Source organism: Kitasatospora sp. NPDC043950 (genome assembly GCF_056435345.1).
In genome coordinates, this window is the sequence record NZ_JBWKER010000048.1 from 18,925 (window position 1) to 44,810 (window position 25,886).

Here is a 25,886-nt window from a genome sequence, read left to right on the forward strand (position 1 = left end):
TCTGCCGGCGGGGCTGGCGGTGAGCCTGCCGGTGCCGCTCGCCGGCGGGTCTGCGGGTGTGCCCGCCAACGGGTCTGGCGTTCAGGCGGACCAGAACGGGTCGTCGTGGCGGGGCAGGACGTCCAGGGTGCCGTCGGGCAGGGTCGGTTCGGGCACGTAGGTGCCGAAGGGGTCGCGGTCGCGGATGACGGGGATGGGGCCGACGGTGGCCTGGAAGGTGATGTTCCCGGCGGCGCCGAACAGCACGGCGACGCCGTATCCGGCGGGTGTGGTGGCGAACATGGCGGGCTGGCGGGGGTTGACGGCGGTGATCCGGTAGCCGCGGTCCTGCCAGCCGCGTTCGGTGACGCCCAGCAGCGCCCCGTACTTGGCGGGGGCGACCCGGGTGGTGACGTGCCGTTCGCGGGTGGCGGTGGCGTAGCCCAGGGAGCGGTCCTGGAGGCCGCCGGTGGTCTGCTCGGTGGAGCGCGGCCAGCCGTCCCGGTGGCGCAGCGGGGGGCGGATGGCGGACATCGCCTCGTCGAGGAGCGCGTCGAGGGTGTGGACGGCCTGTTCGGGGGTCATGGCGGGGGCCTTCGGCTGGTGCGGGGTCACGCGGCGGGGGCGGGGCGGGTCCTGGGGAGGGACGGGTCCTGGCGAGGGGGCGGCGGGTCCGGGGAGGGTGTGGCGGGCGGGGGCGGGTCAGGTGGACCAGTAGGGGTCGTCGTAGGCGGGGAGGATGTCGGGGCTGCCGCCGGGCAGGGTCGGTTCGGGGGTGGGGGTGCCGAAGGGGTCGGCGCCGTGGGGGAGCGGGATGGGTCCCACCGCCGCGCTGATGTCGATGTTGCCGGCGTAGGGGTGGATGGTGATGCCGAGGCTTGCGCCGTCGGGGGTGGTGGCGGCCACGCTGTCGGGGCCGGTGGTGAGGCGGTAGCCCTTGGTCTGCCAGGTGCCGCGTACCGCGTCGAGCAGGGCGCCGTACTTGGCGGGGGCGACCTTGGTCGTGATGTTGCGCCGGCGTGAGGCCCGGGCGTAGCCCAGGGAGTGCTCGTCCAGGCCCTTGGCGTACTGCTCGCGCCAGTCGGGCCAGGCGTCCCGGTAGCGCAGTGCGGGCTGGATGCCGGAGGTCGCCTCCTGGAGCAGGTCGTCGAGCCGGTGCAGGGCCTGTGCGGGCTGCATGAGCGGGCCGGGTGTCGCGCTGGTGTCCCCGCCCCCGCCCCCGCCCCCGCCGCCGGTGGCGGCGCAGCCGCCGGCGGTCAGGGCGAGGGCGAGGGCGGCGCAGGCCGCGGCCAGGGGCGCCGGCCGGGGGACGGGCCGGGGGGTCTGGTGGGGGGTCTGGTTCATCGCTGGCCCTGGGTTTTCACGTTGTCGTACCGGCCGGCCACGATCTGGCCGATGTTGTTGACCGATTCCAGGGTCTTGGAGTCCTTCTCGCCGGGGTCGGTCATGTAGTCGGAGTGGGACTGGAAGGAGTTCTCCGCTCCGTCGGCGACTTTGAACCGGTTGGCGCCGAACTCCTCGCCGGCGGGGTCCTGGCCGAACCAGAGCTGGTTGTCGGGGCCGAACCAGTCGTACACCTTGTCGGCGATGTAGCCGCCGCCGAGCATGCCGAGCGGGCCGGCGGAGGCGCCGCCCAGGACGCCGCCGAGGTCGTTGGAGACGCGGCCCTTGGAGGGCAGGTGGCTGACCGGGTCGTTCTCGGCGTCGCCGACCCACACGTGGTGGGGGTCGATGTGCAGCTGGGAGGCGTTGGCGGCGCCGGTGCCGGGGGAGCCGACCAGGATGATGTCGTCGGCGCCGGTGCCGCCGGGGCGCTGTGCGCCCAGGCCCACGGTGGTGGAGCCGTAGCTGTGGGCGAGGGCGACCAGGTGCGCGGGGGTGCCCTCGTGGGTGGCGCGCAGTCCGGCCATGAACGTGTCGTAGGCGGCGCCGCCCTTGGCGGCGCGGTCGGTGTCCATCACGTCCAGGGGCCGGGTGTCGCCGTCGGCGAGTTTCTCCAGTCCGGGCGGCGGGTCGTAGCCGAGCCAGACCATGGAGGCGGTCGCGCTGGTGGGGTCGGCGTTGTGCGCGGCGGTCCACACGTTCAGGGCCCGGTCGGCGTCCTTGCCGCCGACGGCGGACAGTGTGGTGCCCAGTCCCGGCACGTAGGCGCTGACGTTCTTCGCGGTGTCGGGGTCGCCGAAGGACAGGATGCCGCGGCCCTGGCCCTGTTCGCCGACGCCCAGCAGGAACGCGGGCGGCTGCTTGCCGTTCTGCACGTTCAGCTTGTCCCGGATCGCGCGGAAGCCGTCCAGTTTCTGCTTGTCGTCGTCCGACGGGTTCGGCTTGTGCTCGTAGGTGTCGATCAGGTGCGCCAGGTTGAAGCGGTTGGCCTGGTCGCGGGCGGTGGCGGGGATGCCGTCGCGCAGGCCCAGCAGGTCGGGGTGGGCCTGGAGCAGGCGCTGCTGCTCGTCCGGGGTCAGGCCCTTCCACCAGGAGTTGACCTCGGTGGGGGCGGCGCCGGCGGGCGGCCAGCCGGCGGCCATCAGGCCGGTGCCCAGCTCGTCGACGGCCTTGCGGTCGGCGCCGGCCTGCGTCAGGTCCAGTCCGGTGCCGGTGCGGGCCCGCACGGTCAGGTCGTCCAGCAGCTTGGCGATCTTCTGGTCGGCGCCGTCGGCCTCGGTGACGGCGTGGGAGATGCGATCCGCCAGGGCCCTGGCCCGCTGCGGCGTGTCGTAGCCGGGGTCGTGGCGTTCGGCCTGCGAGGGCGCCGGCCAGCTGACCGTGCCGTCCTCGGCGACCGTCAGCCCCGCGCCCTGCGCCTCCTGGAGGGCCTCCTTCAGCTTGGACTGCGCCAGCTGGAAGCTCTCCGAGGCCTCGCGCAGCAGTCCCGAGACCGCGGACATCTCGGTGTGCGCGGCGTCCAGGCGCCCGCTGGTGCGCTGCAGGGAGGCGTTGGCGGCGCCGGCCGCGGTGCCGACCCACTGGCTGTTGAAGACGTGCTTGGTGACCTCGGTGTTCATCGCCTGGACGTGCTTGCCGAACGCGCCGGCCAGGGTGTCGTAGGCGCCGGCGGCGCCGGCCAGGGAGGACAGGTCCGCGTCGCGCAGCTGGGCGAGGGTGACCATCAGTTCACCGCCGGCGCGTAGGGTCCGGCGCCGGGCGGCTTGAGGGCGCCGGCGTTGCCCGTGTCGGTGCCGCGGTAGTTGCCGGCGGTCTGGCCCAGTTTCAGGCTCACCCCGTCCACCTCCGAGGCCAGCTTGTTCAGGCACTCCTCCCACGCCGCCGTGCAGGCGTGCAGCGACGCCCCGGTGCGCCAGCCCGACAGCGCCGCGACCGCCGTGTCGGAGGGCTCGTGGATGTGCTTGAGCTCGCCCGGCATCGCCTCACCGGTGTCCTTGGCGACCTTCGCCGCCGCGTCCAGGTCCGCCGGGTTCACCCCGAACAGGGACCCGCCCGCCGGCGGCCCGTACGGCCCGTACAGGCCAGGCCCGTCGGAGCCCGCGTACGCGTTCATGGATCCCGTCCCCCCGCTGGTCGACCTACTGCCGTGCCCGCCTCGGGGCCGGGCTCGCGGCCGGGGTCCCGTGCGGGCATGCGAAACCGCACGCTTGTACGGTTCGCGTCGAAGCATGGCGAAAATAGCAGATCAGCCCACCGGCGCCGACCCGGCCGCGACCCGGTGGCGGTCCGGCGCCTGCCCGGTGACGGTCCGGAGCCTGCCCGGTGACGGCCCGGGGGAGGCTTTCGGTGCCCGTGTCCCGGGGGTGGCGCCCCGTCACCTGGGCCCGGGGCACGGTGGCCGGGCGGCGGCGGGGGCGCGGTCTGCGGCCGCGGTGGCCCGGCGGCGGTGGGGACGGGTTCGCGGCCCGGCCGGTCGGGGGCGTCGCGGGCCCCGCGCGGGGCGGAGCCGTGTGCGGCCGGGTCCGCCTCCAACGTGCCGCGTTGGAGGCGGGCTGCCGCCCGCCGGCGGCGAACACGCAGGTCCACCGGAAGGCCGCCGGGGCCGGTCGCGGCCGGGTGCCTCAGGAGGCGGGGCCCGCCGGCCCGGCCGGGGAGTGCCAGGGGTAGTCGGGGTCCTCGGTGATCCGCACCTGCTGCGGGGCGTCGCGGGGGAAGGTCCAGATCCGTCCCAGGGTGCTGGTGGCGGTCACCGTGGTGTCGTCCAGGGCGACGTCGGCGAACGGGTTGGACGAGCAGGAGATCGCGAGCCACTCCAGGGTGTTCTCCTCGTCGTCGCGGGTCAGCGCGACCCAGCCGATGCTGCCGTGCTCGGACGCCTCGCCCGCGAGCGCGCGGCTGCCGGCGTGGGTGCTGGTGGCGGTCACCGTGTCGACGTCCGTCCAGTCGGTGGGGGTCCACGCGCCGGCCCGCAGCAGTTCCCCCCAACTCCACTGCTGGGCCCGCGGGTCGTGGAGCCGGTCGGCGGGGGAGAGCCGCATGAGCCGCATCACCGACAGCGACCCGTCGCCGAACACGATGAAGTCCCCGTGGGGCGCCTCGCGGGCACGCCAGCGCTCATGGACCAGGCCGGCCCGGGGCCGTGCGTCGTCGAAAGCCATGCCCGCCATGATCGCACCCGGCGGCGCCCCGGCCGCGGCCGGGCCCGAACTCCCCCGCGCCGCGCGGCCGGTGCGGCACGGCCCGGCGGCGGGCGACCCGGGCCACCCCCTCCACATACTCGGATCCGAGTAGTACGATCCGAGTATCACGCCCGGGGCCCCGGCCCCGGGGCCCCGCGTGCGACCACGGAGTGCCATGACCGCCAAACGACCCGCCAACCCCCTGGCCCTGGCCCTGCTCGGCCTGCTCCTCGAACAGCCCCTGCACCCCCACGCCATGGCCACCACCCTGCGCCAGCGCCACCTCGACCAGGCCTTCAAACTGACCACCGGTTCGCTCTACGACACGGTGCGCGCCCTGGCCCGCGACGGCTGGATCGAGGCCACCGACACCGAACAGGTCGGCGCGCGCCCCACCCGCACCGTCTACCGCCACACCCCCCAGGGCCGCCAGTACTTCACCCAGTGGCTGGACGAACTCATCCGCGAACCCTCCCGCGAATACCCGAAATTCCTGTCCGCCGTCAGCTACCTCGGCGCCCTGGGACCACACCGCGCCGCCCAGGCACTGCGCGAACGGGCCGCCGCCCTGCAGACCCGCATCACCGAGAGCGAACACGCCCACCACAGCGCCACCCACGAACACCACGCCCCCCGACTGTTCGTCATCGAGGCCGAGTACGGCAACGCCATGCTGCACGCCGAACGCCAATGGGTGCTGCGCACCGCAGAGGAGATCGAACAGGGCACCCTGGCCTGGCCGGAGGCCGCCCCCGATGCCTGACACCCCCGCACCCGCACCCGCACCCGCACCCGCCGCCACGCCCGTCCCCGTCCCCGCACAGGTCCCCGCCGCACGGCGCTTACCCGCCGCCGCGCCCGGGGCCGGCGACGCGGACGTCCTGGTCGTCGGCGCCGGCCCCGCCGGCCTGACGCTGGCCTGCGAACTGGCCCTGGCCCGCGTGCGCACCGTGCTCCTGGAACGCGACCCCGCCCCGCCCGGCTACTGCCGCGGCTTCAACCTCAACGCCCGCAGCCTGGAACTACTGGAACGCCGCGGCCTGGCCGAACGCCTCCTCGCCGAAGGCCCCACCGCGGCGACCACCGCGTTCACCGCACAGGCCCGCCTCGACCTCGCCGCCATGCGCACCCGCCACCCCTACGTCCTGGGCATCGCCCAGACCAGGGTCGAGGAGATCCTCACCGAACACGCCCACCACCTGGGCGTACGCATCCTGCGCGGCCACCGCCTGAACGCCCTCGACCTCGACGACGACGGCGTCCACGCCCACACCGACACCCCCGACGGCCCCGCACTGCTGCACGCCGGCTGGCTGGCCGGCTGCGACGGCGGCCGCAGCACCGTACGCAAACTCGCCGCCATCGCCTTCCCCGGCACCCCCGCCCGCCGCTTCACCCTGCTCGCGGACGTGGTCCTGACCGACCCGCAGGCGATCCCCTTCGGCGTGAACACCGGCCCGGGCGGCACCGTGTTCGCCATCCCCAGGCCCGGCTACGTCCGCCTGATCACCGCCGACCCCCACCCGCCCCAGGACCGGCACGAACCCCTCACCCTGCCCCGCTTCCAGCAGGCACTGGACCACGCCCTGGGACACCGCGTCCCGATCGCCCGCGCCCACTGGCTGACCCGCTTCGGCGACGCCGCCCGCCTGGCCGAACGGCTGCGCCAGGGCCGGGTCCTGCTGGCGGGAGACGCCGCCCACATCCACCCGCCCGCCGGCGCCATCGGCGTCAACGCCGCCATCGACGACGCGATGAACCTCGGCTGGAAACTCGCCCTCGTCGCCCGCGGACAAGCCCCCGAAACCCTCCTGGACACCTACCACACCGAACGGCACGCGGCCGGCGCCAGACTGCTGCGCAACACCCGCGCCCAGGCACTGCTCGCCGGCGACGACGAGGAACTCGCGCCGGTGCGCGACCTGCTCGCCGAACTCGCACAGGCCAAGGAGACGGCCGGCCCCCTGGCCGAGGAGATCACCGGCATCGCCACCCGCTACCCGGCCCCCCACGGCAGCGGCCACCCCTGGGAAGGCGCGATGGTCCCGGACATCCCCCTCCAACACGACACCCTCCACGACGACACCCTCCAACACGGCGCCCTGATACCACTGCTGGCCCACACCGGCGCCGGCGCCCTGCTCCTGGAGGACACCACCGCGGCCGAGGCACTGCGCACGGCGGCCGGCCCCTGGGCGGACCGGGTGAGCGCGGCGACGGTGCGGCCCGGCGCCCTGCCCGACACGCCCGCGGTCCTGGTGCGCCCGGACGGCCACGCCGCCTGGACCGCACCACCCGACCAGGCACCCCAGACCGCCGCCGAACAGCTGCGCGCGGCCCTGCACCTGTGGTTCGGGCACCCGGCGGCGGCGGTGCCGGGGCCGGGGGCGCCCGACCTCCCGTAACGCGGCGCCGGGTTCCGCGCGGGGTCCGGGTGCTCCGGCCATCCGGCCGTGTGCCGCCGGTGTGCCGCCGGGCGAACCGGCGGTGGTGCGCGAGGCGTTGGCGGCGCCCGCGGCACAGGGGTCCGCTGTGCCGCGAGGCCCGTCCCGCCCGCCCGCCGTCCTGCCCGCCGTCCCGCCCGCCGGGCGGGGCAGCTCCCGCGGCCGCCCGGGGCGGCGGGTTGCCCGGGCCCGGGTACGGCCTGCGCGCGGTACGGCCTGTGCGCGGTGCGGCCCCCGCTGCGGCCGCTACAGGTTGACGCCGCCGGTGACGTCGATCTTGGTGCCGGTGATCCAGCGGGCGTCGTCGGAGGCGAGGAAGGCGACCGCGTCGGCGATGTCCGGGATCTCGCCGATCCGGCCGAGGGCGGTCAGGGCGAGGTTGCGTTCCAGGTTCGCCGGGTCGGCCAGCACGTCGGCGGTCATGTCGGTGCGGGTGAACCCGACGACGACGGAGTTGACGGTGATGTTGCGGGGTCCGAGGTACTTGGCCAGGGTGTGGCCGAACACCTCCAGGGCGCCCTTGGTGAGCGGGTAGCCGATGCCGTGGGCGGAGGCGATACGGGTGGAGACGGAGGAGATGTTGATGATCCGGCCGCCGTCGTGCAGCCGTGGCAGCAGCCGCTGGGTGAGGAAGAACGGCGCCTTGACGTTGACCGCGACCATCTCGTCGAACTCCTCGGGAGTGAGGACCTCGATCGGGCGCCCCATGAGATTGAGCCCGGCGTTGTGGACCAGGATGTCGAGCGCCGCTTCCCCGTGCGCGCGCAGCCCGGCCTCCAGCCCGCCCACGAGGGTGTCCACGTCGCCGGGAACGCCCAGTTCGGCGCCCACGGTGAACGCCCGGCCACCGGCCCCGGCGATCGCCGCGACGCACTCCTTCGCCGCCGCCTCGTTGCTGCCGTAGTGCACGGCGACCAGGGCGCCGTCCCGGGCCAGGCGTTCGGCGATGCCCCGCCCGATGCCCCGGCTGGCGCCGGTGACCAGCGCGACCTTCCCGCTGAGGTTTCCCATGTCCACCCTTTCGACCGTGTTCCGCCCAGATCCCGCCGCCCGACCCCCCAAGGTCAGCCTCAGCCGGGTTTGACGTCCACTCAGGTACTGCGGGGTATGGTGCCCGGCCACGGCCACGGCCACGGCCGCGCACGCCCGGGCCCGAGCCCGGGCCCGGGCCGGTCCCGCCGCCGCCGGCCCCGCCGGGCTCAGGCGGCCAGGCCCGGGAGGACCTCGGCGCCGGGCAGCCGGGCCGCCGCCCAGCCGGGCAGGATCAGCTTGCCCCGTCGCCGTCCGCTGCCGATGAGCACGTGATCGGCGGCGGCCACCGCCTCGTCGACCAGCAGCGGCCAGCCGTCCGGCAGGCCGACGGCGGTGATGCCGCCGTACTCCATGCCGGTGGCGGCGACGGCGACGTCCACCGGCGCGAAGGAGGCCTTGCGCGCGCCCAGGTGCCTGCGCACGGCGGTGTTGACGTCCAGGCGGGTGTCGGCGCGCACCAGGCAGGCGGCTAGGGTGACGTCGCCGCCGCGTTTGGCGGCGACCACCACGCAGTTCGCGGAGAGCTCCAGCGGCACGTCGTAGGCCTGGCAGAACACCGCGGTGTCCGCCTTGTCGGGGTCGGTGTCCACGTACAGCACGGATCCGGCCCACCGTTGCGCGTCCGCGTTCTTCAACGCGTCGGCGACGGGGGCGGCGAGGTCGCCGCAGACCTCGATCGCCGCGCGGACGAGGGTGAAGTTCCCGAACGGGGCGCGCACGTTCTCGTTCATGAAGCGGACTGTACCGCGCACCCCGGCAGGCCTGGCGCGGGTCCTGCCGCTGCCCCCGGGGCGGCGAAATCCGGTGCCGGCCGGAGTCGGTGGCGCCGGGCGCGGGAAAGGGGCCCGCCATGGAAGATCCTGCGCAGAACACCGATGAGGCGGCCGCCGGACACGACGGTCCGCCGCCGCACCTGCTCCCCGGCCCGCCGGCGCACGCGGTGCGCCTGGCCGGCGGCGCCGCGAACACCGTCTGGCTGGTCACCCTGGCCGGCGGCGGACGCGTGGTGGTGAAGTCCACCCCGGCACTGGCCCCCGACGCGTACGCGAAGGAGGCCCAGGGCCTGCAAGCCCTGCGCACCCACGGCGCGCTGGCGACCCCGCGGGTGCTGGCCCTTCACCCGGACGGCCTGGTCCTGGAAGCCCTCGAACAGCCGCCCGCGCACGACACCGGCTTCTGGGAACGCGCCGCACACGCGCTGGCCGGCCTGCACGCCACCACCGGACAGCGCTTCGGCTGGGCCGAGGACGGCTGGCTCGGCCGCCTGGCACAGCGCAACCCCTGGACCGAGGACGGACACGAGTTCTTCGCCCGCCACCGCCTGCTGCGCTACCTCGACGAACCCCTGGCACGCCAGGTGCTCGGGCCCCGGGGCCGCGCCGACCTGGAACGGATCTGCGACCGGCTGCCCCAACTCCTCCCCGCCGCACCACCCGTCCTCACCCACGGCGACCTGTGGCACGGCAACATCCTCGCCCGCCCGGACGCGACACCGGCGTTCATCGACCCGGCGGTGTGCTGGACGTGGGCGGAGACGGACCTGAGCATGATGTTCTGCACCGGCGGCGTCCCCGCCCGCTTCTTCGACGCCTACCGCGAACACCACCCCCTCACCGACGGCTGGCAGGACCGCATGCGGCTGCTCCACCTGCGCGAACAGCTCAGCTGCGCCGCCCACTTCGGCGCGCGCGACGGCCACACCGGCGACCTGCTCGACGTGCTGCGCACCTACCGCTGACGCGGGCCGCTCGGACGGTGGCCTCAGCGGCCGTCCGGCCGGTGGTGGTCCTGCGGTGTGTCGGGGACCAGTTCCTGGTCGTAGCGGGCCAGGAGGGTCTGCATCATCCGGCGGTTCGGGCGGCCGTCGGCGGCGAGGGCGGCGGCCTCGATGAAGAACTCCTCGAAGCCGGCCGGGGTCAGCGTCACCAGGATCGTGGCGGGGGTGTCGCCGATCGCGGTGAAGGAGTGCGGGTGGGTGCGCGGGACGTGCAGGAAGGCGCCGGGGCCCGCCTCGGTGGTGTGTTCGTCGCACCGCAGGCGGAACGCGCCGCTGACGACGTAGAACGTCTCGTCGTGGCCGCGGTGCAGGTGCAGGGGTGCGCCCTGGCCGGGTTCGAAGGTGGACTCCAGGACGGCGATCGATCCGCCGCTCTGGGCGCCCGCGAGTTTGACGACGTACGGGCTGCCCGGCACGTGGCGGCGCCCGCCGTGTCCGGGGGCCAGGGCGACGGGTTCGCGGTGGACGCCGCCACGGCCGGGCTCCCCGCGGGGCTCCCCGCCGGGCTCGCCGCCGGGTTCCGCGCCGGGCTGCTTGCGGTGGGTGTCAGCCACGGCCGGGCTCCGCGCCGGGCTCCGCGCCGGGTTCCTCGGTGAACTGTTCGCGGTGGCGTTCGGCCCAGGCCCGGAAGGGCGTCGCCGCGCGGCCGGTGAGCTGCTGGACCGCGGGCGTGACGGTCGCGGCGAACGGTTCCAGGGAGGCGGCGCGCAGCGCCATGACCGCGTCCGCGGTCTCCGGGCGCAGGCCGTGGTCCAGGAGTGCCCGGCGGGCGGCGTGGGGCGGGATCTCGGTGAAGGCCAGCGGGGTGCCCAGGACGTCGGCCAGGATCGTGGTCATCTCGCCGGGGGTGAGGGCCTGGGGGCCGGTCAGCAGGTGGGCCCGGCCGTCGTGTCCGGGCTCGGTCAGGGCGCGGGCCGCGACGGCGGCGATGTCGGCGGGGTCGATGACGGAGACCCGGCCGGCGGCGAACGGGGCCCGCACGGTGCGGGCCGCGCGGATCGTCCCGGCCCAGGCGAGGGTGTTGGACATGAAGCCCATCGGGCGCAGGAACGTCCATGCCAGGCCGCTGTCCTGGACGGCCTGTTCGCCCGCGCGGTGCCAGCGGGCGACGGGGTCGTCCGCGTCCGGGTCGGCGGCCCGGCCGGAGGACAGCTTGACGACGGCCTCGGCGCCGGCGCGGGCGGCCGCGGCGGCGAGGTTGGCGTCGTGGCGCGGGATGTCGGGGCCGTCGGAGAGCAGGAACACCTTGCGCACGCCCCGCAGGGCGGCGGCCAGGCTGTCCGGCTCGCCGAGGTCCGCGCCGACGACGTCCACGCCGCCCGGCAGGCGGGCCCGGTCGGGGCGGCGGGTGGCGGCGCGCACGGGGGCGCCCAGGGCGGTCAGGTGGCCGACGAGGGCGCGGCCGACGGTGCCGGTCGCGCCGGTCACGAGTATCACGGGGTCCTCCGGGTGTTCCTCGGCGGGGTGTTTTTTGCCGGGGTGTTCTTCGGTGGGGTGTTCTTCGACGGGGTGTTCGTCGACGGGGTGTTCGTCGTCAGGGTGCCGAGCAGGTCGTCGTGCCAGGCCAGGTCGGCCTTCAGACGGGCGAGGCAGTGTTCGAAGATCCACGGTTCGAGGCCGGTCAGGTCCGGCCTGGCGGCCTCGAACTGCTCCTCGAACAGGGCCACCTGGTCGGCCACGGCCCGCCGGCGCGCGGCCACGGACCCGGCCAGGTCCTCGTCCGTGAGGTCCGCGGTGTACTGCAGGGCCAGGTCGACCGGGTCGGGCAGCAGGCGCACCCTGCCCAGCGCCGCGTCGCGCAGGGCGGCGAGCTCCCGGCGGCCCCGGTCGGTGATCGCGTAGACGGTCCGCTCGGGCGGGTTGCCGACCTTCTCGCTGCGCACCACCTCGACCAGGCCGTCGTCGGCCATCCGGTGCAGGACGCTGTAGAGCGATCCGGGCTTGACGTCGGTCCACAGCTCGGTGCGGTCGAGCTGGGCCGCCTGGCGGATCTGGTAGCCGTGCATCGGCCCGCCCCGGGCCAGCGCGCCGAGTGCGAAGAGTCGCGAAGTGCTCACATCACTAGTCGAACACGACTACGACCCATAGTCAAACGCGACTACGGGTGCGGGGCCGTGATGGTTCTGCGGGCCCGGACGTGGGGGGGGGGGGGGGGGGGGGGGGGGGGGGGCCTCCCCCCCCCCCCCCCCCCCCCCCCCCCCCCCCCCCGGGACGGGGTGCGTCAGCTCTCCGGGGTGGCCTCCGGCGCGGCGGCGGCCTTGCGGGCCCGGGTGCGCTTGCGCGGGGCCGGGACCTCGGTCGCGGCGTCGGCGGCCGCAGCCTCCGGAGCCGCCGGGGCGGTCGCGGCCTCGGCCTTGGGCTTGCGGGTGCGCGTCCGGGTGGCGGGCTTCTCCGCGACGGCGGCCTCGGTGGCCGGGGCCTCGACGACGGCCTCGACGGCCTCCGCCTTCGGCTTGCGGGTGCGCGTCCGGGTGGCCGGCTTCTTCGCGACGACGGCCTCAGCGGCCTCGACGGCTTCGACGGCCGGAGCCTCGGCCGGGGCCTCGACGGCCTCGGCCTTGGGCTTGCGGGTGGCGCGCGTCCGGGTGCGGGCGGCCGGCTTCTCCGCGACGGCGGCCTCGACGACGGCCTCGGCGGCGGCCACGACGGCCACCGCGGCCGGAGCCTCGGCGACCGGAGCCGCCACGGCCGCCTCGGTCACCGCGACGGCCTCGGCCACCACGGCGGCCTCGCCGGCGGCGGCGCCGCGCGAACGGCGGCGACGGCGGCGCGGGGCCGACTCGCCCTCGGTGCCCTCGACGGCCGGGGCCGCGGGGGCCTCGACGACGGTCCCGGCCTCGCCCTCGGCGACCGCGGAGCCGCCCCGGGTGCGGCGGCGCTCACGGGTGCGGCGCGGCTTCTCCTCGGTCGCCACGGCGGCCTCGGGGGCGCCGGTGCGGCCGGAGCCGCTGCGCGGGCCCTTGGCCCGGGCGGTGCGCGCACCGCGCCCGCCGGTCTCGCCGAGGTCCTCGACCTCCTCCGCGCCGAGCCCGGCCCGGGTCCGCTCCGAACGCGGCAGCACACCCTTGGTGCCCGGCGCGATCTTCAGCAGCTCGTACAGGTGCGGCGAGGTGGAGTAGGTCTCCTCCGGGTCGTTGAAGGTCAGCTCCAGCGCCTTGTTGATCAGCTGCCAGCGCGGGATGTCGTCCCAGTCGACCAGGGTGACGGCGGTGCCCGAGGCGCCGGCCCGGCCGGTGCGGCCGATCCGGTGCAGGTAGGTCTTCTCGTCCTCGGGGCACTGGTAGTTGACCACGTGCGTGACGCCCTCGACGTCGATGCCGCGGGCGGCGACGTCGGTGCAGACCAGCACGTCGACCTTGCCGTTGCGGAACGCGCGCAGCGCCTGCTCGCGGGCGCCCTGGCCGAGGTCGCCGTGGACGGCGCCGGCCGCGAAGCCGCGCTGGGTCAGCTGGTCGGCGACGTCGGCGGCGGTGCGCTTGGTCCGGCAGAAGATCATCGCCAGCCCGCGGCCGTCGGCCTGGAGGATGCGCGAGACGAGCTCGACCTTGTCCAGCGAGTGCGCGCGGAAGATGTGCTGCTCGATGTTGGCGACGGTGGTGCCGGTGTCGTCCGGGGCGGCGGCCCGGATGTGGGTGGGCTGGCTCATGTACCGGCGGGCGAGGCTGATGACCTGACCCGGCATGGTGGCCGAGAACAGCAGGGTCTGCCGCTTGGCCGGCAGCATGGTGATGATCTTCTCGACGTCCGGCAGGAAGCCGAGGTCGAGCATCTCGTCGGCCTCGTCCAGGACCAGCGAGCGGACCTTGGACAGGTTCAGCTTCTTCTGCCCGGCCAGGTCCAGCAGGCGGCCCGGGGTGCCGACCACGATGTCGACGCCCTTGGCGAGCGCCTCGACCTGCGGCTCGTACGCGCGGCCGCCGTAGACGGCCAGGACGCGCACGTCGCGGACCTTGCCGGCGGTCTGCAGGTCGTTGGTGACCTGGGTGCAGAGCTCACGCGTCGGGACGACGATGAGCGCCTGCGGGCCGTCGGAGAGCTGCTCCTCGGTCGCCCGGCCGGCGTCCACGTCGGCGCGCACGACGCACCGCTCGATCAGCGGGAGGCCGAAGCCGAGGGTCTTGCCGGTGCCGGTCTTGGCCTGGCCGATGACGTCGTGGCCGGTCAGCGCGACCGGGAGGGTCATCTCCTGGATGGGGAAGGGGTGGACGATGCCGACGGACTCGAGCGCCTCGGCGGTCTCCGGGAGGATTCCCAGATCCCGGAACGTCGTCTTGATGGGTTCAGCGGTGGTGGACAGGGTGCTGCCTCTTCCGTGTGAAAGGGGCCGAGAGCGAGCGGCGGGCGGGCAGCCGCACGGCTGCGTACGGGCCTGGCGGCCCTGATGCAGCTGAGCGGACGCACAACCGCGCCGGTCCCTGCGGCCGGCCGGTGCGCGCTGCCCTGTGCGGGGCGCGTCGCCGGCGGCGTCGGGGAGGATTCCCATGAGGGACCTGCGCGGGACCTTCGCCAGGGGGCGTGGTCTCGGCGGCCCTCGCTCGGCCACTGATGCGGTGCCAAGGCTTGAAGTCCAAGCCATGGTCGGAGCCGATCGGCTCTCCGACCGGGCATCCGCGTACGTGAGTACCCGTGGCTCCGGTGCGGACACGTCCGGATGGACGGTGCCGCTTCGGAGCGGGCTTGCGCGGGACACCGAGACGGCGGTGACACCGTGCGAACACGACGGGGCTCCGTACCACCATACAGTCAGGCGACGACTCGAACACGTGACGCGTCTGACATTGCCCCTCCCGACCCGGGCCGGAAGGGGTGTTCCGGCCGGTCACCCGGGCGACCGGCCGACGGCCGGCCAGGGTGGGTCCCCCGGGCCGGCGGGACTAAGGTGGCGGGTCATGGAGACCCATGGTGAGACGCAGGACGCCGCGGCCGGCTCGATCGGGGACTGGGCCGCGTGCTCGGCCGACCCCGGCTACCGGGCGGCGGTGCTGGACCTGCTCGGCGCACTCGCCTACGGCGAGCTGAGCGCCTTCGAGCGGCTCGCCGAGGACGCCAAGCTGGCGCCGGACCTCGCCGACAAGGCGGCCCTGGCCCGGATGGCCTCCGCCGAGTTCCAGCACTACCAGCGCCTGCACGACCGGCTCGCCGAGATCGGCGCCGACCCGCAGGAGGCGATGCGCCCGTTCGTCGAGCCGCTGGAGCTGTTCCACCGGATGACCGCGCCCTCGGACTGGCTGGAGGGCCTGGTCAAGGCCTACGTCGGCGACGCCATCGCGACCGACTTCTACCGCGAGGTCGCCGTCCGGCTCGACGACGACACCCGCGACCTGGTGCTCGGCGTCATGTCCGACACCGGGCACGCCCAGTTCGCGGTGGACAAGGTGCGCCAGGCCATCGAGGCCGACCCGCGCTCCGGCGGCCGGCTCGCGCTGTGGGGCCGGCGGCTGATGGGCGAGGCGCTCAGCCAGGCCCAGCGGGTGGTCGCCGAGCGGGACGCGCTGTCCAACCTGCTGGTCGGCGGCGTCCAGGTGCAGGGCTTCGACCTGGTCGAGGTCGGCAAGATGTTCAACCGGATCACCGAGGCGCACACCCGGCGGATGGCCGCCCTGGGCCTGGCCAGCTAGGGCCTGTCCGGCCCGGGCGTCAGGCCGGCCGGTGGCGCCGTGTGCGGTGGACACCGGCCCGGTGCGGGTGGTGCCGGTGCGCCGGGGCCCGCCCGGCGGCGAGGTCCGGCCGGGCCAGCGTCGTGGTCAGCACCGCCGAGGCCAGCGCCGCGGCCGCGATCGACGCCGCCGGGTAGCGCCCGTCCAGGCAGAAGTGCGCCACCGTCCCGCCGAGCAGCGCCGCCGCCAGGGCGGTGCCCAGGGTCAGGGTGCGAGCCGCCCGGAAGTACGCGGGCCGCGCCAGCAGTGCGGCCAGGCCCGCGGCCAGGCCGACGAGGGCGAAGGCGATCGACTCGACCAGCAAAACTGCCTCCCGGGGACGGGCGCGCGGCGCCGACGGCCGCACTGTCGCCGTACCCCGGCCGACCCGGCCGTACACGCAACGGTGCCCCGCTCCCTGGGGGAGCGGGGCACCGGGTGAGCAGCTCGGACGACGCCTCAGGCGGTGCCGAAGCCGACCTTGCGGGCGGCCTGCTCGCCGATCTCCACGTACGCCAGGCGCTCGGCCGGGACGATGACGCGGCGGCCGTGCTCGTCGGTCAGCGCGAAGAGCTTCTCCGAACCCTCCAGCGCCTTGGCGATCGCGCTCTGGATCTCATCGGCACTCTGCGTGCTCTCGATCACGATCTCGCGCGGCGTGTTCTGCACGCCGATCTTGACCTCCACGGCTTCCGTCCCTCCGGGGTTGCAGCCTCCACGCGCGGACACCCCGACCGCCTGGGACAAGCGTTCGCGACGACCGCGCCGTACGGCTTCACCATAGAGCACGGGATCACCGCGGCGGCGAAGGTCGGTGGATCACCCCTGCTAGAGGGCCTCTCCGCCCTCCGAGGTGGGGTGCATCGGGAAGCCCTTCAGCCCGCGCCAGGCCAGGCTGGCGACCAGTCGCGCCGCCTCGTCGCGCGGGATGTCCAGGCCCTGCGACAGCCAGTACCGGGCGGTGATCTGGGCCAGGCCGCAGACCCCGGCGGCGAGCAGCTTGGACTCCGCCTCGGGCAGGTCGGTGTCCTCCTGGATCACCTTGCTGACCAGCGTCGCGCTCGCCTCGGAGGCCCGCTCGACCCGCTCGCGCACGGCCGGCTCGTTGGTCAGGTCCGACTCGAAGACCAGGCGGAACGCGCCGGACTCGCTGGAGACGTAGTTGAAGTACGCCTCCATCGTCGCGGCCACCCGGAGCTTGTTGTCGGTGGTCGTCGACAGTGCGTCGCGGGTCGACTCGACCAGGGCGTCGCAGTGCTTGTCCAGCAGCGCCAGGTACAGCTCCAGCTTCCCGGGGAAGTGCTGGTACAGCACCGGCTTGCTGACCCCGGCGCGGTCGGCGATGTCGTCCATGGCGGCCGCGTGGTAACCCTGCGCGACGAACACCTCCTGGGCGGCACCGAGCAGTTGTTCACGGCGGGCGCTTCGCGGCAGGCGGGCACCGCGCGGGCGCTCCTGCGCCTCCTGGATGGCCGTCACGGCGCTCCTCACTTCGGTTGTTCGGGGCTGGCAAGAGGGCCGATTCTACTTTTCGGTAACCGCTTCCGCGTTCGGCGGGAGTGAGAAAAGGACCTCGGCCTCCTTGTCAGGAGCCCACAATACGGCGCTGACCTCGGCGTCGGCAGGGGTGTGACAGGGGCCGGAACGGCCGTCCGGGCCGTCGGAATCCGAACCTCGTGACGCACCGCACCGGCGGCGTCACCGAGCGCGGAGCGCGGGCCGGCATCGTGGACCCGGGGCCCCTCGCGGCGGCGAACAAGGCCACTCCCATCGTCCGCCATGAGCGGGGAGGCCGGCGACCGGCGCCCGGCCGCCGGCGCCGCCCGGTAACGGCCCGGTTCGGGGCGAGGTCACGCCCGTTCACTCGTTCAGGTGGCAACCAGGCATGTGACCGATGGATTGCCCGGGCCCGGTCCTACCTTTCTGCTGTCGGACCGAACAGGTGTGGGGGAGGCCGCGGACGCCGGGGAAATCCGGAGGGCGGCCGCACCCAGGGGGCCCGGCGGGTCGGGCCCGGCCCGCCGGAACGGGCGTGCGCCCGGGGGAACGGATCGCGGGAGGGGCGCGGCCGGACCGTCGGGCCGGACGGCCGCACCACCGCTCGGTGGTGCCCCGCCCCGGGGGAGCGTCGCGGTGTCGTACCCGGCCGACCGGACTCCTCGCCCCCGGACCGTCCCCGCCGCCGTGCGGGGCCGCCCCGGTGGCCACTCAAGCCGCTCAAGCCATCCGTCGATCCGCCCGCCCGTGATCCGCTCTGCCCTGGAGGTCTCCCGTGCGCATCGCCCTGCTCACCGAGGGTGCCGGCCCACATTCCCGGCGCGGCGCCGGAGGCTGGTGCGACCGGCTGGCCGCGGGCCTGCCGGAGCACGAGTTCGGGCTGTACCTGCTGACCGGCCAGGGTGGCCAGGGCACCGCCGAGCGGCTGTCGCCCGCCTGGCGCGGGGCGCGCGAGCTGGCGCTGTGGGGGCGCCGGCCGGGCGGCCGGGTGCCCGGCACGCTGCGCGGACGCCAGTACGCCCGGGCGTACGAGGACCTGGTCAGAGCCCTGGTGCTGCCGGGGGAGCGGGCCGGCTTCGGGGCCGGGCTGTACCGGCTGGCCGTCCTCGCCCGGGAGGACGGCACGCTGCCCGCCTTCCTCGCCTCCGCGCACGCCCGGCGCACCCTGGAGCGGGTCTGGCGGCTGCCGGGCGCGGAGACCTCGGCCGGGCAGCCGCTGGTCCGCGACGTGCTGGTCGCGGCGGACCTGCTGGAGCAGTGCCTGCGGCCGTTGTCCGCGCCCTGGTACGGCACCGGGCCCGACGGCCTCGGCGGCGCCGACCTGTGCCACGTGGTCGGCGGCGGCCCCGCGGCGCTGCCCGCGCTGGTCGCCCGGTACCTGCACGGGGTGCCGTTCGTGGTCACCGAGCACGGCCTGCACCTGCGCGAGCAGTACCTCGGCCACCGCGAGGCGCCGTACCGGTGGCCGGTCCGGGCGCTGCTGCTGGCGTACTTCCGGGCGCTGACCGAGGAGACCTACCGGCAGGCAGCCGTCCTGACCCCCGGCAGCGCCCACGACCAGCAGTGGCAGCGCCGCTGCGGGGCCGACCAGGCGCGCACCCGGGTGGTCTACGAGGGGACGCCCGCGGTGGTCCGCCCGGCGGCCGGGCCCGAGCCCGCCGTGCCGACCCTGGTGTGGGCGGGCGCGCTGGAGCCGGGGCGGGACACCGAGCTGATGCTGCACGCCTTCGCGCGGGTGCGCGCCGACCTGCCGAGGGCCCGGCTGGTGATCCACGGCGAGGAGGCCGAGCCCGGCTACCGGGCGCACTGCGCGGCGCTCGCCGAGCGGCTCGGACTGGCCGCGGCGGTGGACTTCGCCGGGCGGCCCGGCTCGCTCGCCGAGGTCTGGGAGGGCGGCACGCTGGCCGTGTTCTCCGCGCTGTCCCAGCGCAGCCCCCGGCTGCTCGCGGACGCGATGCTCAGCGGCCGGGCCGTGGTGTCCACCGACGTCGGGGTGGCCCGCGAGGTGGTCGGGCCGACCGGGCTGCTGGTGCCCGCCCGGGACCCGCGCGCGCTGGCCGGCGCCTGCCTGGCGCTGCTGCGCGATGAGGAGCGGCGCGCCCGGCTCGGGCTGGCCGGGCGGCTGCGGGCGCAGGAACGCTTCGCCGTGGAGCCGGTGATCGGCGCCTTCCGGGAGATCTACCTGGAGCTGGTCTCGCAGTACCCGGCCTTCCCCGGCGGCGGGGCCAGCGGCGCGGCCGGGGAGTCGCCGCGCCCGTTCGCCCGGCCCGCCGAGTACTGGCTCGCCGACGGCCGCCGCGCGCCGGGCGGCCCGGGCGGCCAGGGTGCCCCGGACGCGGCGGACGGCTCCGGCGGACGCCACGGCGCCGGGCCGGCCGGGTCCGAGCGGCCGGAGGACGGGGGCGGTGACGCCGGCGCGCAAGAGCGCCCCGGCGCCCTCGCGGAGGCCGTCTGATGGCGGGCGGCGCGGCGCCGGGCGGCCCCGGGAGCCCGGTGGGGGACCCGGTGCGCGAGGTGATGGCCGAGCACCGGGCGCTGTGCGAGCGGGCCGTCGACCCGCTGGAGATCGCCGCCGGACTGGAGGAGGCCGGGCTCGGCCCGCAGGCCGCCGCGCGCTGCCGGCACGCCGACCTGTTCTCGCTCGCCGAGGAGCTGTACGCGCGGGTGCCCCGCCGCCCACCCGTGCCGGAGCCGCCGCGCGGCCGGGAGTGCGCCGCCGCCACCCGGGCGACGCTGACCGCCGCCGCGCTGGCCGCGCTGCCCTGCGCGGCCGTGGTCGCGCTCGGCGCCCGCTGGCCGGTGCTGCTGCCGGCCGCCGTCCCGCTGGTGCTGGTGCCCGCCCTGGCCGCGGACCCCGCCGCCGAGCCCGGCCCGCCGGACACCCGCCCCTGCGGCGCGGCGGACGGGCTGGGTCCGGCGCGGGCGCCGCGGCGGGCCGGCTCCCGGTGGCACCCGGCGGCGCTGGGGCACGGGCTGGGCCTGGCCGCGCTGCTGCTGCTCCCGCTGGCCGCGGCGGACGGGGACCGGCGGCTGACCGCCGCGCTGGTGCTGGCCGGGGCGGTGTCGGCCGGGTCGGCCGAGCGGGCGGCCCGCTGGTACCGGCAGGTCGGCCGCGGCCATCTCGGCGCGGCGGCCACGCTGGCAGAGTTCCGGTCCCGGATGCGGCCGGTGCTCCCGGTGGCGGTCGCCCTGCACCTGGCGGTGCTCGCGGTGCTGACCTTCGCCGCGCTGGCGGTGCTGACCGTCCTCGCGCCGCGCCCCGGGCCGGGCCACGGCGGGGGCCTGCTGCACCTGGCGGCCGAACGGGCCGGCGCCGCGCAGTGGGCGGCGCAGGGCGTGCTGGGCCTGCTGCTGGTGCTGCCCGCGCTGCTGGCCCGCTGCGGCCGGACGGCGGCCGCCGCGGCGGGGGCGCTGGCCGGGCCCGCCGTGGCGCTCGGGCTGCTCGCCCTGGGCCGTTCCGGGCCGACGGCCGGGGTGCTCGGCGGCGGCGCGGTCGCCGCGGTGCTGCTGGCGTACGCCTGGGCCGTGCTCGGCCGGGCCGGTTCGCACCGCTGAGCCCCGCCCGCCGGTGCGGCCCCGGGTGCCGCCCCCTTCTCTCTGCTCTCACTCAGTCCGCTCTTGATTTTCAGTCCGCCAGGTCGTCCCCGACCTCGCTTCGTGGAAGGACGCCCCCGATGAGGGTGCTGCTGCTGGGCGCCGACGGTTTCATCGGCCGCCGGGTCACCGATCGTCTGCTCATGGACCAGGAGTTGCAGGTGACGGTGCTCGGCCGGCGCGACTCGGCCGACATCCGCTTCGACCTGACCACCGGAAGCCCGGGCGCGCTGGCCCGGTTCCTGGACGCGGTCGTGCCGCAGGTGGTGATCAACTGCGCGGGCGCCACCTACGGCAGCTCGCGCACCCTGATCCGGTCGAACACGCTGGCCGTCGCCACCGTCTGCGAGGCGATCCGGCGCAGCCGGGAGCCGGCCCGGCTGGTGCACGTCGGCTCGGCCGCCGAGTACGGCCCGGTGCCGGGCGGGGTGCCGGTGTCGGAGCAGGCCGAGCCGCGGCCGGTCGGCCCGTACGGGGTGTCCAAGCTGGCCGGGACGGAGCTGGTGCTGGCGTCGGGCCTGGACGCGGCGGTGCTGCGGGTGTTCGACGTGGTGGGCCCGGGGGCGCCGACCGCCTCGCTGTTCGGGCGGCTCGCGGAGGGGCTGCGGCGGGCCCTGGAGCGGGACGAAACCCAGGTGCGGATGCCGGACCTGTCCGGATACCGGGATTTCGTGGACGTGCGGGACGTCGCGCGGGCGATTCAGGCGGCGGCGGTGTCGGCCGCCACCGGGGTGGTCAACATCGGCAGCGGGCACGCCGTCCGGGCCCGGGACGCGGCCCAGCTGCTGGTCCGGGCGTCCGGCTTCGAGGGGGCGATCGTCGAGGAGAACCGCCAGGTCCTGCTGCCCGCGCAGGCCGGCGGCCCGGTCGGCGACCACCTGCCCGGCCACCACCTGCCGGGCCACCGGCCGGAGGGCCGGGTCGCGGCGGGGGAGCCGGTGCCGTGGCGGCAGGCGGACGTGCGCACCGCCCGGGACCGTCTCGGCTGGCGGACACAGGTGCCGCTGGAGGAGTCGCTCGGGGACGTCTGGCTGGAGACGGCCTGCCGGGTCTGAGCGGCCACCGGGAGCGCCCCGGGCCTGTCGGCACAGGCCCGGGGCGCTTTTCCGGGCTCCGGCGGGCGGTCCCACGATCCGACGCCGGCCGTCTCGCCCATCGGACGAGCTGTCTCGGAATACCGAAGGGGCGTGACACTGTTGGCCTAGGAGCCACCCGCGTGGCGGCGCAGCAACCACCATGAGGCTGGCCCAGGCCACCTGAACCAGACACCCATCGGAGTCCCCGTGTCGTTGCCACCCCTGGTCGAGCCGGCCGACGAGCTCACCGTTGACGAGGTCCGCAGGTACTCCCGCCACCTGATCATCCCCGACGTGGGCATGGCCGGGCAGAAGCGGCTGAAGAACGCCAAGGTGCTGTGCGTCGGCGCCGGCGGCCTGGGCTCGCCCGCGCTGATGTACCTGGCCGCGGCCGGTGTCGGCACGCTGGGCATCGTCGAGTTCGACGTGGTCGACGAGTCGAACCTGCAGCGCCAGATCATCCACGGCCAGTCGGACGTGGGCCGCTCCAAGGCGGAGTCGGCGCGGGACTCGGTCAAGGAGATCAACCCCTACGTCGACGTGATCCTCCACGAGGAGCGCCTCGACAACTCCAACGTCATGGAGATCTTCTCCGGCTACGACCTGATCGTGGACGGCACCGACAACTTCGCCACCCGCTACCTGGTGAACGACGCCGCGGTGCTGCTCGGCAAGCCGTACGTGTGGGGCTCGATCTACCGCTTCGACGGCCAGGCCAGCGTGTTCTGGGCCGAGCACGGCCCCTGCTACCGCTGCCTCTACCCGGAGGCCCCGCCGGCGGGCATGGTCCCCTCCTGCGCCGAGGGCGGCGTGCTGGGCGTGCTGTGCGCGTCCATCGGCTCGATCCAGGTCACCGAGGCGATCAAGCTGCTGGCCGGCGTGGGTGACCCGCTGGTCGGCCGGCTGATGATCTACGACGCCCTGGAGATGAACTACCGCCAGGTGAAGGTCCGCAAGGACCCGGACTGCGCCGTCTGCTCCGAGCACCCGACGGTCACCGAGCTGATCGACTACGAGGCCTTCTGCGGCGTCGTGTCGGAGGAGGCGCAGGCCGCCGCCGCCGGCTCGACCGTCACCTCGGCGCAGCTCAAGCAGTGGCAGGACGACAAGGAGGACATCTTCCTGATCGACGTCCGCGAGCCCGGCGAGTACGAGATCGTCAACATCCCCGGCGCGGTGCTGATCCCGAAGAACGAGTTCCTCATGGGCGACGCCCTGGAGAAGCTGCCGCAGGACCGCAAGATCGTGCTGCACTGCAAGTCGGGCGTGCGCTCGGCCGAGGTGCTGGCCGTGGTCAAGGCGGCCGGCTTCGCCAACGCCGTCCACCTGGGCGGCGGCGTGCTCGGCTGGGTCAACCAGATCGAGCCGCACAAGCCGGTCTACTAGAACGCCGGAACGCACCGGAAGGGCCCGCCTCGGCGGGCCCTTCCGCGTATCCGGTGGACGTCAGAGCGCGCCGCGGCGCTGCAGCACGTTGTAGGAGATCCAGCCCGGCAGCACCGGCAGCCAGAAGGTGAGCGCCCGGTAGAGGAAGACCGCCGGGGTGGCGACCGCCGGCGACACGTCCGCGACCGTCAGGGCGCCGATCAGGGCGACCTCGACCGGGCCGATGCCTCCCGGGGTGGGGATCGCCGAGCCGGCCGCGTTGGCGGTCAGGAAGACCACCGCGACCGCCGAGAAGCTGACGTCGCCGCCGAAGGCCTGAACCGAGGCGTCCAGGCAGGCGGTGAAGGACAGGGTCAGCAGCAGGATGCCGCCGAAGCCGGTGACCAGCTTGCTGGGCGTCTGCATCAGGTCGAGCATCCGCGGCACCACGCCGAAGAACAGCGAACGCAGCCGGCCCAGCACGAACCGGCGCAGCGGCGCGACCGCCGCCACCACCAGGGCGAGCACGGCGGCGGTCAGCACGCCGATGATCACCGCGCGGGAGGCGGACAGGTCGCCGTTGGTCTGGCTGCCGGTGATCAGGCCGAAGCTGAACAGCAGCAGCAGGTGCCCGGCCAGGCCGGCCAGCTGGGAGGCGCCGACCGAGGCCACCGCCTGGCCGGAGCGGATCCCGGCCTTCTGCAGGTAGCGGGTGTTGAGCGCGATGCCGCCGATCGCGGCGGGCGCGACCAGCTTGACGAAGGAGCCGGCCAGCTGGGCCGCGACGGTGCGCCGGAACGGCAGCTTCTCCGGGACGAATCCGGTCAGGCTCATCGCGGCGGCGACGTAGCTGAACGCGGCCGCCAGCAGGGCCGCCGCCGCCCAGACCCAGTCCATCTGGGAGAGCTTGAGCTGGGCCGGCTTGATGGTGGTCAGCGCCAGGTAGGCGGCGAAGGTGAGCGCGATCACCATGATCAGGCTCTTCGGCTTCAGCCGCTCCAGCTTGGCCGGCTCCATCGGCGCCTCGGGGGCGATCTGGAGGATCTGGCCGCGGATGCGGCTCAGCAGGTCCTCGCCGGCCACCGCGATGTCCTCCTCGGCCTGCTGCTGGGTGCGCTCGCCGGCCGCGACCTGCTCCAGCGCCCTGGCCCGGGCGACGGTCTTGCGCTCCTTGGTGAGCCGCGCGAGGTCGACCCTGGTGGAGCGGCTCATCCCGACCGGCTGGAGCAGCGGCAGCGCCTGGGCGACCCGGTCGGCGCCGAGCACCGCGTTGGCGGTGGCGACGGCCCGCTCCGGGCCGATCCGCAGCGCGAAGGTGGTGACCAGCTGGGCGACGTCGATGCGCAGCGTCAGGTCGGTGGCGGCGATGTCGCCGCCGGAGAGGTTGACCAGGCAGGCCGTCTTCTCGTCCACCACCAGCAGCGACTCGCCGGTCAGCCGGCGGTGGGCGATCCGGCGCTCGTGCAGGGCCGCCACCGACTCCCAGAGCGAGGCCATCACCTGGTCGGTGACCTCCTCGTCGGAGAGCTCGTCCAGGATGCGGCCCTCGACCTTGCCGTAGACCAGGATCGCGGCGTCCGGACCCAGCTCGGAGGTGGCGACCAGCTGCGGCGCGCGGGCGCCCGACGCGGCCGCCGCGTAGGCGATCAGGGCCTCCTGCTCCAGCGCCTGGCGCAGCGACTGCGGGCTGCGGCGCACCGCCACCGAGCGCAGCCGCAGCCGCCGCCAGGCCCGGTAGAAGAAGCCGGAGGCCTGCTGCTCGCGGTCGATGATGTGGACGTCCAGCGGCGGGCCGCTCTGCTGGGTGACGTAGTAGCGGCGGGTGCCGCCGGGCGCGTCCGGGGCGCGGTGGGCGCTCTCCGGGGTGAAGCCGACCTTGCGCAGGCCGATCATCAGGTGCTGGCCGGTGGGCCGGATGTTCGGGGAGCCGATCGCGTACAGCGTGCCGTACGCGACGGACCAGCCGATCAGGACGGTGAGCAGCAGCGACAGCGGGGTGGTGTAGCCGCCGAGCAGTTCGGTGATCCCGCTGAAGACCACCACCACCCACAGGGCGACCCGCCACCGGGGGCGGCTCGACATGCCGACCGCGGTCATGTAGGCGATCACCGGGGCGAGGTAGCCGTGCACCGGGTCGGTGAGGGTGCCGTTGCTGTCCATCGGCAGCCTGGTCAGCGCGTCCCGGATGTGGTCGGAGGCGCCTTCGGCCACCCACCAGTCGATGCCCAGCGAGACGCCGTAGGCGAGCACCGAGGCGAGCACGCCGTCGGCGACCCGCAGGCCGTCGCGTTTGATCAGCCGCTCGACCGCGAAGGCCAGCGGCACGGCGAGCACCGCGACGCTGGAGAGCAGGCCGGTGATCGTGGAGAGCACCGCGGAGAAGTGCGGCGCGTTGGTGGCGATGTCCTGTTCGATGCCGGTGGTGGTCGAGGTGGCGATGCCCGCCAGCACGAAGACGGCGACTATGCCGAAGACGCCGGCCAGGAAGCGGATCAGGTCGGACGGGCGGTGCGCCCGGGCGGCGAGCAGTGGCTCGTCGACGTCCAGGTGCGGGGTGCCGTCCAGCGGGTCGTGGTAGTCGGGCAGCGGGCGCCGGGCCGGCGGTTCGGCAGCCGCCGGTCCGGGGACGGCCGGTTCCCCGGGGGCCTCGGCGGGTTCGGCGGGTTCGGCGGGTTCTTCGGAGGCCTCGGCGGGCGCGGGGGTCTTGATCGTCCGGTCCTTGATCAGGGAGACTTCCGGCGTAGGCCCGGTCGCGGGCCCACCACCGGGAGCCGAGGGCACGGCGGCGGCGGACTCGTCGGAGTCCTCGTCCACACCCACGTCAGCCGTCCCGGTCATCTGGTCTTGTCCTCGTATCACCACTCACCGCCCCGAAGATGGTGGCATGCCTCGGCGCCCCGTGCTGGACAGGGGCCGGATCGGGC

23 protein-coding genes are annotated in these 25,886 nt (G+C 75.3%); 8 read left to right on the top strand and 15 right to left on the bottom strand.

Annotation, left to right across the window (positions count from 1 at the left end; translation table 11 throughout):
- Window positions 1–81: 81 nt before the first annotated feature.
- The 5 genes from AC07BF_RS28125 to AC07BF_RS28145 form a co-directional block, all read right to left on the bottom strand.
- Window positions 82–564: a hypothetical protein gene (locus tag AC07BF_RS28125; protein ID WP_363589039.1), complete on the bottom strand. Its 483-nt coding sequence runs from the start codon at window positions 562–564 to the stop codon at window positions 82–84.
- 117 nt (window positions 565–681) lie between these two features.
- Complete coding sequence (locus AC07BF_RS28130) at window positions 682–1,323, bottom strand: hypothetical protein (protein ID WP_478334084.1); 642 nt, start codon at window positions 1,321–1,323, stop codon at window positions 682–684.
- Window positions 1,320–3,086 (bottom strand): alpha/beta hydrolase, encoded by a 1,767-nt coding sequence (locus AC07BF_RS28135; protein ID WP_478334085.1) that lies wholly within the window; start codon window positions 3,084–3,086, stop codon window positions 1,320–1,322. The genes AC07BF_RS28130 and AC07BF_RS28135 overlap by 4 nt, the downstream gene beginning before the upstream one ends.
- The gene (locus AC07BF_RS28140) at window positions 3,086–3,475 is read right to left on the bottom strand and encodes a type VII secretion target (protein WP_478334086.1); all 390 of its coding nucleotides are present in this window, start codon (window positions 3,473–3,475) and stop codon (window positions 3,086–3,088) included. Before AC07BF_RS28140 ends, AC07BF_RS28135 begins: the two co-directional genes overlap by 1 nt.
- Window positions 3,476–3,983: 508 nt before the next feature.
- Window positions 3,984–4,520, bottom strand: coding sequence for a hypothetical protein (locus tag AC07BF_RS28145; RefSeq protein WP_478334087.1), 537 nt, complete (start codon window positions 4,518–4,520; stop codon window positions 3,984–3,986).
- Between the two features lie 196 nt (window positions 4,521–4,716).
- Here AC07BF_RS28145 and AC07BF_RS28150 point away from each other — a divergent pair, with 196 nt between their 5' ends.
- Complete coding sequence (locus AC07BF_RS28150; RefSeq protein ID WP_478334088.1) at window positions 4,717–5,304, top strand: PadR family transcriptional regulator; 588 nt, start codon at window positions 4,717–4,719, stop codon at window positions 5,302–5,304.
- Window positions 5,297–6,946 (top strand): FAD-dependent monooxygenase, encoded by a 1,650-nt coding sequence (locus AC07BF_RS28155; protein WP_478334089.1) that lies wholly within the window; start codon window positions 5,297–5,299, stop codon window positions 6,944–6,946. Before AC07BF_RS28150 ends, AC07BF_RS28155 begins: the two co-directional genes overlap by 8 nt.
- A gap of 285 nt (window positions 6,947–7,231) precedes the next feature.
- Here AC07BF_RS28155 and AC07BF_RS28160 read toward each other — a convergent pair whose 3' ends face one another.
- On the bottom strand, window positions 7,232–7,996 hold the full coding sequence (locus tag AC07BF_RS28160) for an SDR family NAD(P)-dependent oxidoreductase (protein ID WP_363589053.1): 765 nt from the start codon (window positions 7,994–7,996) through the stop codon (window positions 7,232–7,234).
- 188 nt (window positions 7,997–8,184) lie between these two features.
- Window positions 8,185–8,748, bottom strand: a complete 564-nt coding sequence (locus AC07BF_RS28165; protein WP_478334090.1) for a YbaK/EbsC family protein — start codon at window positions 8,746–8,748, stop codon at window positions 8,185–8,187.
- Window positions 8,749–8,867: 119 nt separating this feature from the next.
- On the opposite strand from AC07BF_RS28165, the gene AC07BF_RS28170 reads away from it, so the two are divergent.
- Window positions 8,868–9,755, top strand: coding sequence for a fructosamine kinase family protein (locus tag AC07BF_RS28170; protein WP_478334091.1), 888 nt, complete (start codon window positions 8,868–8,870; stop codon window positions 9,753–9,755).
- A 23-nt stretch (window positions 9,756–9,778) separates the two neighbouring features.
- On the opposite strand, the gene AC07BF_RS28175 is transcribed toward AC07BF_RS28170, so the two are convergent.
- The 4 genes from AC07BF_RS28175 to AC07BF_RS28190 form a co-directional block, all read right to left on the bottom strand.
- Complete coding sequence (locus tag AC07BF_RS28175) at window positions 9,779–10,348, bottom strand: cupin domain-containing protein (RefSeq protein WP_400844909.1); 570 nt, start codon at window positions 10,346–10,348, stop codon at window positions 9,779–9,781.
- Entirely contained in the window at window positions 10,341–11,231 is an 891-nt protein-coding gene (locus tag AC07BF_RS28180; RefSeq protein ID WP_478334092.1) for an NAD(P)H-binding protein, read from the bottom strand. Before AC07BF_RS28180 ends, AC07BF_RS28175 begins: the two co-directional genes overlap by 8 nt.
- Window positions 11,228–11,851, bottom strand: a complete 624-nt coding sequence (locus AC07BF_RS28185) for a PadR family transcriptional regulator (RefSeq protein WP_478334093.1) — start codon at window positions 11,849–11,851, stop codon at window positions 11,228–11,230. The genes AC07BF_RS28180 and AC07BF_RS28185 overlap by 4 nt, the downstream gene beginning before the upstream one ends.
- Before the next feature lie 164 nt (window positions 11,852–12,015).
- Window positions 12,016–13,977, bottom strand: coding sequence for a DEAD/DEAH box helicase (locus AC07BF_RS28190; protein ID WP_478334094.1), 1,962 nt, complete (start codon window positions 13,975–13,977; stop codon window positions 12,016–12,018).
- A 706-nt stretch (window positions 13,978–14,683) separates the two neighbouring features.
- Between AC07BF_RS28190 and AC07BF_RS28195 the strand changes: the two genes are divergently transcribed.
- Window positions 14,684–15,412 (top strand): ferritin-like fold-containing protein, encoded by a 729-nt coding sequence (locus AC07BF_RS28195; RefSeq protein WP_063347921.1) that lies wholly within the window; start codon window positions 14,684–14,686, stop codon window positions 15,410–15,412.
- A 19-nt stretch (window positions 15,413–15,431) separates the two neighbouring features.
- On the opposite strand, the gene AC07BF_RS28200 is transcribed toward AC07BF_RS28195, so the two are convergent.
- The 3 genes from AC07BF_RS28200 to AC07BF_RS28210 form a co-directional block, all read right to left on the bottom strand.
- Complete coding sequence (locus AC07BF_RS28200; RefSeq protein WP_363586741.1) at window positions 15,432–15,755, bottom strand: hypothetical protein; 324 nt, start codon at window positions 15,753–15,755, stop codon at window positions 15,432–15,434.
- Window positions 15,756–15,889: 134 nt separating this feature from the next.
- Complete coding sequence (locus tag AC07BF_RS28205) at window positions 15,890–16,117, bottom strand: DUF3107 domain-containing protein (RefSeq protein ID WP_063347919.1); 228 nt, start codon at window positions 16,115–16,117, stop codon at window positions 15,890–15,892.
- Between the two features lie 141 nt (window positions 16,118–16,258).
- Window positions 16,259–16,909 (bottom strand): TetR/AcrR family transcriptional regulator, encoded by a 651-nt coding sequence (locus tag AC07BF_RS28210; RefSeq protein ID WP_363586740.1) that lies wholly within the window; start codon window positions 16,907–16,909, stop codon window positions 16,259–16,261.
- Window positions 16,910–17,702: 793 nt separating this feature from the next.
- Here AC07BF_RS28210 and AC07BF_RS28215 point away from each other — a divergent pair.
- The 4 genes from AC07BF_RS28215 to moeZ all read left to right on the top strand — a co-directional run bounded on the left by AC07BF_RS28215 (window position 17,703) and on the right by moeZ (window position 22,983).
- Window positions 17,703–19,382, top strand: coding sequence for a DUF3492 domain-containing protein (locus AC07BF_RS28215; protein WP_363586739.1), 1,680 nt, complete (start codon window positions 17,703–17,705; stop codon window positions 19,380–19,382).
- Window positions 19,382–20,482 (top strand): hypothetical protein, encoded by a 1,101-nt coding sequence (locus AC07BF_RS28220; RefSeq protein WP_363586738.1) that lies wholly within the window; start codon window positions 19,382–19,384, stop codon window positions 20,480–20,482. The genes AC07BF_RS28215 and AC07BF_RS28220 overlap by 1 nt, the downstream gene beginning before the upstream one ends.
- 119 nt (window positions 20,483–20,601) lie before the next feature.
- The gene (locus AC07BF_RS28225) at window positions 20,602–21,576 is read left to right on the top strand and encodes an NAD-dependent epimerase/dehydratase family protein (protein ID WP_363586737.1); all 975 of its coding nucleotides are present in this window, start codon (window positions 20,602–20,604) and stop codon (window positions 21,574–21,576) included.
- 228 nt (window positions 21,577–21,804) lie between these two features.
- A complete protein-coding gene (gene moeZ / locus AC07BF_RS28230; protein WP_363372596.1) occupies window positions 21,805–22,983 on the top strand; it encodes an adenylyltransferase/sulfurtransferase MoeZ in 1,179 nt (392 codons plus the stop codon).
- A gap of 60 nt (window positions 22,984–23,043) precedes the next feature.
- On the opposite strand, the gene AC07BF_RS28235 is transcribed toward moeZ, so the two are convergent.
- Entirely contained in the window at window positions 23,044–25,800 is a 2,757-nt protein-coding gene (locus AC07BF_RS28235; RefSeq protein WP_363586736.1) for a lysylphosphatidylglycerol synthase transmembrane domain-containing protein, read from the bottom strand.
- Window positions 25,801–25,886 lie beyond the last annotated feature (86 nt).